The 6,062-nt window shown below is 55.8% G+C and carries 8 protein-coding genes; 1 reads left to right on the top strand and 7 read right to left on the bottom strand.

The window, feature by feature from the left end; genetic code table 11:
- Window positions 1-208, bottom strand: a 208-nt coding sequence (locus AC1DKD_RS38080; RefSeq protein ID WP_477144476.1) for a CoA transferase, incomplete at its 3' end; no start/stop codon positions are given.
- A 346-nt stretch (window positions 209-554) separates the two neighbouring features.
- On the opposite strand from AC1DKD_RS38080, the gene AC1DKD_RS38075 reads away from it, so the two are divergent.
- Window positions 555-1,478: a LysR family transcriptional regulator gene (locus AC1DKD_RS38075; RefSeq protein ID WP_441634792.1), complete on the top strand. Its 924-nt coding sequence runs from the start codon at window positions 555-557 to the stop codon at window positions 1,476-1,478.
- A 220-nt stretch (window positions 1,479-1,698) separates the two neighbouring features.
- Here AC1DKD_RS38075 and AC1DKD_RS38070 read toward each other — a convergent pair whose 3' ends face one another.
- Genes AC1DKD_RS38070 through AC1DKD_RS38045 form a run of 6 tightly spaced genes read right to left on the bottom strand, consistent with a single transcriptional unit; the run spans window position 1,699 to window position 5,893 of the window.
- On the bottom strand, window positions 1,699-2,160 hold the full coding sequence (locus AC1DKD_RS38070) for a RidA family protein (RefSeq protein WP_441634790.1): 462 nt from the start codon (window positions 2,158-2,160) through the stop codon (window positions 1,699-1,701).
- On the bottom strand, window positions 2,157-3,152 hold the full coding sequence (locus tag AC1DKD_RS38065) for a threonine ammonia-lyase (RefSeq protein ID WP_441634788.1): 996 nt from the start codon (window positions 3,150-3,152) through the stop codon (window positions 2,157-2,159). The genes AC1DKD_RS38070 and AC1DKD_RS38065 overlap by 4 nt, the downstream gene beginning before the upstream one ends.
- 60 nt (window positions 3,153-3,212) lie before the next feature.
- Entirely contained in the window at window positions 3,213-3,941 is a 729-nt protein-coding gene (locus AC1DKD_RS38060) for an amino acid ABC transporter ATP-binding protein (RefSeq protein ID WP_441634825.1), read from the bottom strand.
- Window positions 3,942-3,997: 56 nt separating this feature from the next.
- Window positions 3,998-4,738 carry an amino acid ABC transporter permease gene (locus tag AC1DKD_RS38055; RefSeq protein ID WP_441634823.1) on the bottom strand — a complete coding sequence of 247 codons (741 nt, stop codon included), beginning with the start codon at window positions 4,736-4,738 and terminating at the stop codon, window positions 3,998-4,000.
- Window positions 4,739-4,750: 12 nt separating this feature from the next.
- Window positions 4,751-5,443 carry an amino acid ABC transporter permease gene (locus AC1DKD_RS38050; RefSeq protein ID WP_441634786.1) on the bottom strand — a complete coding sequence of 231 codons (693 nt, stop codon included), beginning with the start codon at window positions 5,441-5,443 and terminating at the stop codon, window positions 4,751-4,753.
- A 57-nt stretch (window positions 5,444-5,500) separates the two neighbouring features.
- The gene (locus AC1DKD_RS38045; protein WP_477144475.1) at window positions 5,501-5,893 is read right to left on the bottom strand and encodes a type 2 periplasmic-binding domain-containing protein; all 393 of its coding nucleotides are present in this window, start codon (window positions 5,891-5,893) and stop codon (window positions 5,501-5,503) included.
- Window positions 5,894-6,062: the final 169 nt, after the last annotated feature.

The raw sequence follows: 6,062 nt of genomic DNA, 5'->3' as shown, positions 1-6,062 counted from the left end.
GAGCAAGACTCTCCTTGGAGCGATTTGTCCACGCGAAATGCGACGACATGCCATCCACGCGCTCGTCATAACCCCGGGCGAAATCGCCAACCTTGGGTCGCTCAACCTTGATAACCCGGGCACCTAAGTCGGCCAACTGACGGGTGCAAAAGGGCGCTGCGATTGCATGTTCTAGAGATACAACGGTGATGCCATCAAGGGGACGCATAGCAGCCTTAGTAAGAAAGTACCTCGCCTGACCTACCACAGCGGGAACGGGCGAAAGAATTTGGTACGCGGCAGCTGCTCGTTACAGTAGAAGTCGCCACGCGATGCCAGCGCATCCTGCTTTACCGCCAGGTATCAACCGCATCTCGTAAGAGATGCATTTCTGCGCACGGAGGCTAGTCTCGCAGCGCGGAGCCCTGCGGTAAATCTCGAATTCTCGAACCGCTCATTCGCCTCCACCGAAAGCAGCGCTTGATAGAGCTACCATGTAACCTCGGCGGGCATTCCTCGGACAAAGTTTGCGACAAAAGTGACGCCTTGGTACAGTTATGCTGAAGGAGTACCTCATGCACTTTGATTTCGCCGACCTCCGGCTGTTCGCACGCATCGCCGAGGAGGAAAACCTATCTCGTGGGGCGAAAAAGGCATTTTTATCCCCCGCTGCGGCTAGTGCGAGACTTAAGGCGCTGGAAGACCAGTTAGGAACCCGGCTCTTCTATCGCGAAAGCAAAGGGCTGGCCCTGACTCCCGCAGGTGAGCGACTTCTTCGGCATGCGCGGGTCATCGAGCGCCAGTTCGAACACGTACGCAGCGACTTTGAGGAATTCTCCAAGGATTCAGTTGGCCATATACGCATCTTCGCAAATACGACCGCAGTCACGGAATTCATGCCCGAGGTGCTCGCCCACTTTATGGCAGAGCGGCCGGCGGTCACTGTGGACCTCCAAGAGCGCCAGACGCGAGACATTATTCGAGGGGTGTTGGACGCTAGCGCCGATTTGGGAATCATCTCTGGTCCGCTAAACTCGGAGGGTCTTGAGGTCGTCCATTTCAGTACGGACAAGCTGGTGTTGGTGACTCCTGCTCGGCATCCCCTGATTGAAAGGTCGAACGTTTCGCTTGTTGATACACTTGAGTATGAGCATGTAAGTATGCATGAAGGAAGTACACTTCACGCCTTCCTTACCGACCTCGTCCGAGACGAGCGGCGTAAGCTGCAAATTCGAATTCAGGTTCGTAGTTTTGAGGCCATGTGCCGGATGATAGAAGCCGGGGTTGGCATTGGTATCCTTCCTCTATCGGCGACCCTTCGCCATCGCCGTACGATGAAGTTGGAAATCCTGGAACTCGACGAGCCTTGGGCTATACGCGAGCGCGTAGTGATTGCTCGGGAATTGGATGGACTTCCTAGCTGCGCGAAGGCCCTCATTGACGAGCTTATCAAAGTCGCGGAGGCCGCAGGGGGCAGTCCGAGCGGAAGCGTAGCCTGAGGGGCTGGTCTCGCCTGATGACAACACGCCAAGGCRATACACCCTCTTCCGCTCACGCCCAACCAGCAAACATCCATCGCGACAACACCGCGTTCATGGATGGTGTTTTGATGGCCCTTGAAGCATTCAGGGTTTAGAAGCTTTTATCGGGCAGGACTGACGGCACCTCATTGCCGGAGTCCTGCCCCACTCCGTGGGACGCAAGACGAACGGAACATGCTCACTCACGAATCTGGATGATTGCCTCGATTTCAACCGTCATTCCATGGGGAAGGGAGCTCATACCAACCGCCGAGCGGGCGTGCAACCCCTTCTCCCCAAAGATACTCACCAGAAGGTCTGAGCAGCCATCGATGACCCGGGAATGATTCTTGAAACTCGGAGTAGCATGCACCATACCCAACAGCTTGACTATTGCCTCCACACGACTCAGGTCCCCGAGAGCTAGCTTGATGCTCGCAAGCATGTTCAACGCCGTAAGCCGTGCATCCTCATACGCCGCCGACGCTTGTTCCAGCGAATCCAGCCGGCCTAGTCGATAGGTATTGTTGGGTAGACGAGGCCCATGGCCCGACAGGTAAAGCATGCTCCCGACCACCCGATAGGGCACGTATGTGCCATTGGGGGGTAAGGCCGCCGGGAGTTCCAGTCCAAGTTCCAAGAGTCTTTCTTCAGGACTCATGAGTTGTTTCCCCCTGTACTCCCAACTATTGCCCGCGTGTACACGCCAGCATCCACATTTCCGCCAGAGCAGATAACCACAACGTTCTTCCCAACCAGGTCGGCCTTCCTCGCCAACAGCGCCCCCAGCGAAGCTGCGCCACCAGGCTCGACGACGAGCTTCAGCAGGCGGAATGCTGTCGCTACTGCGCACAACGCCTCATCGTCGTTCACGCTCAGCGCCTTCACATCGTGACGCAAGAGTACGCTGAGAGGCTTGGTGCCCGCAACGGGACCGGCTATGGCATCCATCACAGTTTTTGGAACTGAGCTGTTCTTCTCGGGAACACCACTCACCAATGACAGCGCCATCTTCTCATATCCGGCCGGCTCCACAATGTACGCCCGAACATTCGGCCACACTGCCTTCACCGCCGTGATTACCCCCGACGAAAGGCCGCCGCCACTGCAGTTGACCAGGATGGCATCCGGCACTACCCCGCGCGCCTCCAACTGCTCGCAAATCTCTAATCCGGCGGTACCTTGCCCTGCCATGACGTCATAGTCATCGAACGGCGAAATAAAGGTCAGTCCTCGCTCCTTCATGATGTGACGTGTTACGATTTCGCGGTCCTCCGTCTGCTGGTCATACAAAACAATCTCCGCTCCCCACCAGCGGCAGCTCTCAATCTTGATTTCAGCCGCGGTCTTCGGCAAAACAATGACGGCGGGGCATCCTATAAACTTGGCACCCGCGGCAACTCCCTGACCGTGGTTGCCAGCAGAAAATGTAATTACGCCTCTGCTAAGTTCCTCCGCATTCAGAGAGAGCATCTTGTTCAACGCTCCCCTTATCTTGAAGGAACCTGTACGCTGCAGCGGCTCGGCCTTCACGTATACGTTGCAGCCGCACGCTTCATCCAGCATGGGCGATTCGATGATGGGGGTCCGAATAATGTACCCAGACAAACGTTCTGCGGCAGCCCGTATGGCCGCGATATCGAATTGTTTCATCCTACATGCGCTCAGATTGTTCAGCGAGATGCGCTTAAAGCGCCAAGCCGATAAGGTAAATCAATGGGTCCGCAGGTCGCTCAAAAACTTCTTGGCACGGTCACTCTGCGGGTTGGAAAAGAAGGTGTCTGGGTTACCGCTCTCGACTAGGCAACCGTTGTCCATGAACCAAACACGGTCAGCGACCTCGCGTGCGAAGTTCATTTCGTGCGTGACGCACATCATTGTCATCCCGTCCCGTGCAAGGCTCTTCATCACCTGCAGTACCTCGCCCACCATTTCCGGGTCCAGTGCGCTTGTTGGCTCGTCAAACAGCATGGCTGGCGGGTCCATAGCAAGTGCGCGCGCAATGGCAACACGCTGTTGCTGCCCCCCAGAAAGCTGCCCGGGATAAGAGTCCGCCTTACTCGCCAAGCCGACGCGTTCCAGCAATTGCGCGGCTCGTTGCCGAGCATCCGATTTCTTCTTCTTTTGAACAGACATCGGGGCAAGCATAATATTTTCCGCCACGGACAAGTGGGGAAACAGATTGAAGCTTTGAAAGACAAAACCAACGTGACTGCGGAACTTGTTGATGTCGAGTGCCGGCGAATTTACGTCCTGTCCACCAAACTCAATCGTCCCCTTCTGAATGTCCTCCAGGCGGTTTACTGTTCGAATCAGCGTCGACTTCCCCGAACCGGACGGGCCACATACAACAATCACCTCCCCCCGTGCAACCTCGGCAGTTATGTCGTTGAGGGCGTGATAGCTTCCGTACCATTTGTTAACGCGTTTGAAATTAATCATTGGAATCTGAGATGCTGCACTGTTTTGCATTGAAAATACCTCCAATGACCGTTAAATTAGTCAACGACGACTGCCGGCGACACCACTGATACGGAGGCAGCGTCACGACGGACGCCCGTACGCTTGTTGGTGATGCGGCGCTCTACATAGCGCGCCAAAGATGTCAGAGCGAAGCCGAGCAAGAAATAGACCGCAGCAAGGATGAGGAACACCTCAAACGGCTTGGTGAGAAGTATGCTGTTCACCTGGTTTGCAGCAAAAGTCAGTTCATTGACGCTAATGACATAAGCAAGTGACGTGTCCTTGATGATGGAGACAAACTGGCTAATCATCGAAGGAATCATGTTGTACAGTGCCTGGGGAAGGACCACCTTTCTCATTGTCTGCATATAGGAGAGGCCGACTGCACGAGCTGCTTCCGTCTGTCCCTTCGGCAAACCCTCTATGCCCGCGCGAATGATTTCTGAGATATAGGCGCCCTCATAGATGACGAGTGTCACCAGCATCGTCGTGAATCCGCTCACTGTCCGCCCAATCAAGATGGGTACAAAGAAATACACCCAGAAGATGAACATGAGCAGTGGAACGCCACGGACGAGATACACAAGACAGACGGCAGGTTTGTTCAACCAACTTATGGGTGACACACGGGCGAGCGCAACGAGAATCCCGAGCGGAAACGCCAGCAGAAGACCGAGCAGGGAAAGTAGCAGCGTAATAGCCAGTCCCCCAAGGGGGCCGTTAGAATACTGCCCCATTAGCAGAATCTCGCCGTTCTCGCAAAGAATTGAAATAATGGAGTCCACGGCTTACCTCGTCTTCAGTCGATAGTGGCGCTCAAGGGCAGAGCCGCCAGCCATGATTAGCAGAGAGACACCGAGGTATGCGATGGTCGTGAACAGATAGACCTCGACCGTGCGAAAAGTTGCGCTCTCAATCTCTCTCGTCACATAAGTCAGTTCTACCACCCCAATCGTCATGGCAAGGCTGGTGTTCTTGACGAGCAGGACGGTGTGGCTAATCATCGGGGGCAAAGCGATTCGTGCCGCCTGCGGCAGTATGACCTTCCGGCAAGCCTGGAGATAGGTCATACCCAGGGCGCGGGATGCCTCTAGCTGTGCCTTGGATATCGAGCGAATTCCACCCCGAAGGTCCTCCGACATATATGCTGCCATGCAGAGACCGATGGCTATGAAGGCGAAGACGAATTCACTGTTGTTCGTGTTGAACCACATCTGGACCGACTCCGGAAGCAATGTCGGAAGCCCAAAGTACCAGAGGAACACCTGCACCAGGATGGGCACGCTTTGGTGATACTCAACATAGGCAGCCACCGCCGCTTGCCCCCAGCGATTGTTGCTCAACCGGACAACCGCTAGGACGGTTCCGAGCACAATCGCAAGCAACCAGGATAGCGTGGCTAGCTCTAGCCACGTCACGACTCCGCTTGCTATCAGGCGTGGATACTCGGCCTGCAAAAGTATTGAGAAATCCAACTTCATAGGTAATGCGCCAAGTGGGTGTTCGGGAAGGGCCGGCGTACGCCGGCCCACAAGTCGTTAGCCTTTGATTGGCTCAACTTTGAAGTCGCGGCGCATCTTGTACTGCGTGCCACTGCCCAGCCACTTGTCGAAGATGCGTGTCGCCTCTCCCGATTTTTCCATCGACTGCAGCACTCCGTTCACGTGACTCGCGAAGCCGGCTTCCCCTTTGCGCATCCCAAGCCCCCAGTATTCGTGCATGACCGGCGGTTCGAGGATTTCGATGGGCGTCGTCGCCTCTGCCTGCATCTTCAATTTGACCAACATCATCTCGCCAAGTGCCAAACCGTCCACTCGGCCCTGCTGCAGTGCCAAGAAGGCAGCGGGCGCGTCCTGATAGGTTACGGTTGTTGCCGTCGGGACTGTCTTCTTGACGGCCATCTCCGACGTCGACCCCTTATTCGCGCTCACGCGCTTTCCCGCGAGGTCAGCTGTTACGTCCCGGGCTATTTGAGGAGCGGCGTCGCGAGCTATTCGAGGTGAGACGTCGGCAATCGTCGCGGGTTGCCGGAGGCGCAGAGCAACTCCGGCGTAGCGTGAGATGGAATGAGGCGAAGTCCGAGAATCGTCGCACGATGAA

This window comes from Cupriavidus sp. 05T313, from assembly GCF_056396665.1.
Note: the sequence above shows the minus strand (reverse complement) of the source record. Positions and strands in the feature narration are given on the sequence as shown.

Excerpts from the sequence above, each read along its gene's own strand:
- AC1DKD_RS38075 (WP_441634792.1), top strand. The coding sequence starts at position 555 with ATGCACTTTGATTTCGCCGACCTCCGGCTGTTCGCACGCATCGCCGAG.
- AC1DKD_RS38070 (WP_441634790.1), bottom strand. The coding sequence starts at position 2,160 with ATGAGTCCTGAAGAAAGACTCTTGGAACTTGGACTGGAACTCCCGGCG.
- AC1DKD_RS38065 (WP_441634788.1), bottom strand. The coding sequence starts at position 3,152 with ATGAAACAATTCGATATCGCGGCCATACGGGCTGCCGCAGAACGTTTG.
- AC1DKD_RS38060 (WP_441634825.1), bottom strand. The coding sequence starts at position 3,941 with ATGATTAATTTCAAACGCGTTAACAAATGGTACGGAAGCTATCACGCC.
- AC1DKD_RS38050 (WP_441634786.1), bottom strand. The coding sequence starts at position 5,443 with ATGAAGTTGGATTTCTCAATACTTTTGCAGGCCGAGTATCCACGCCTG.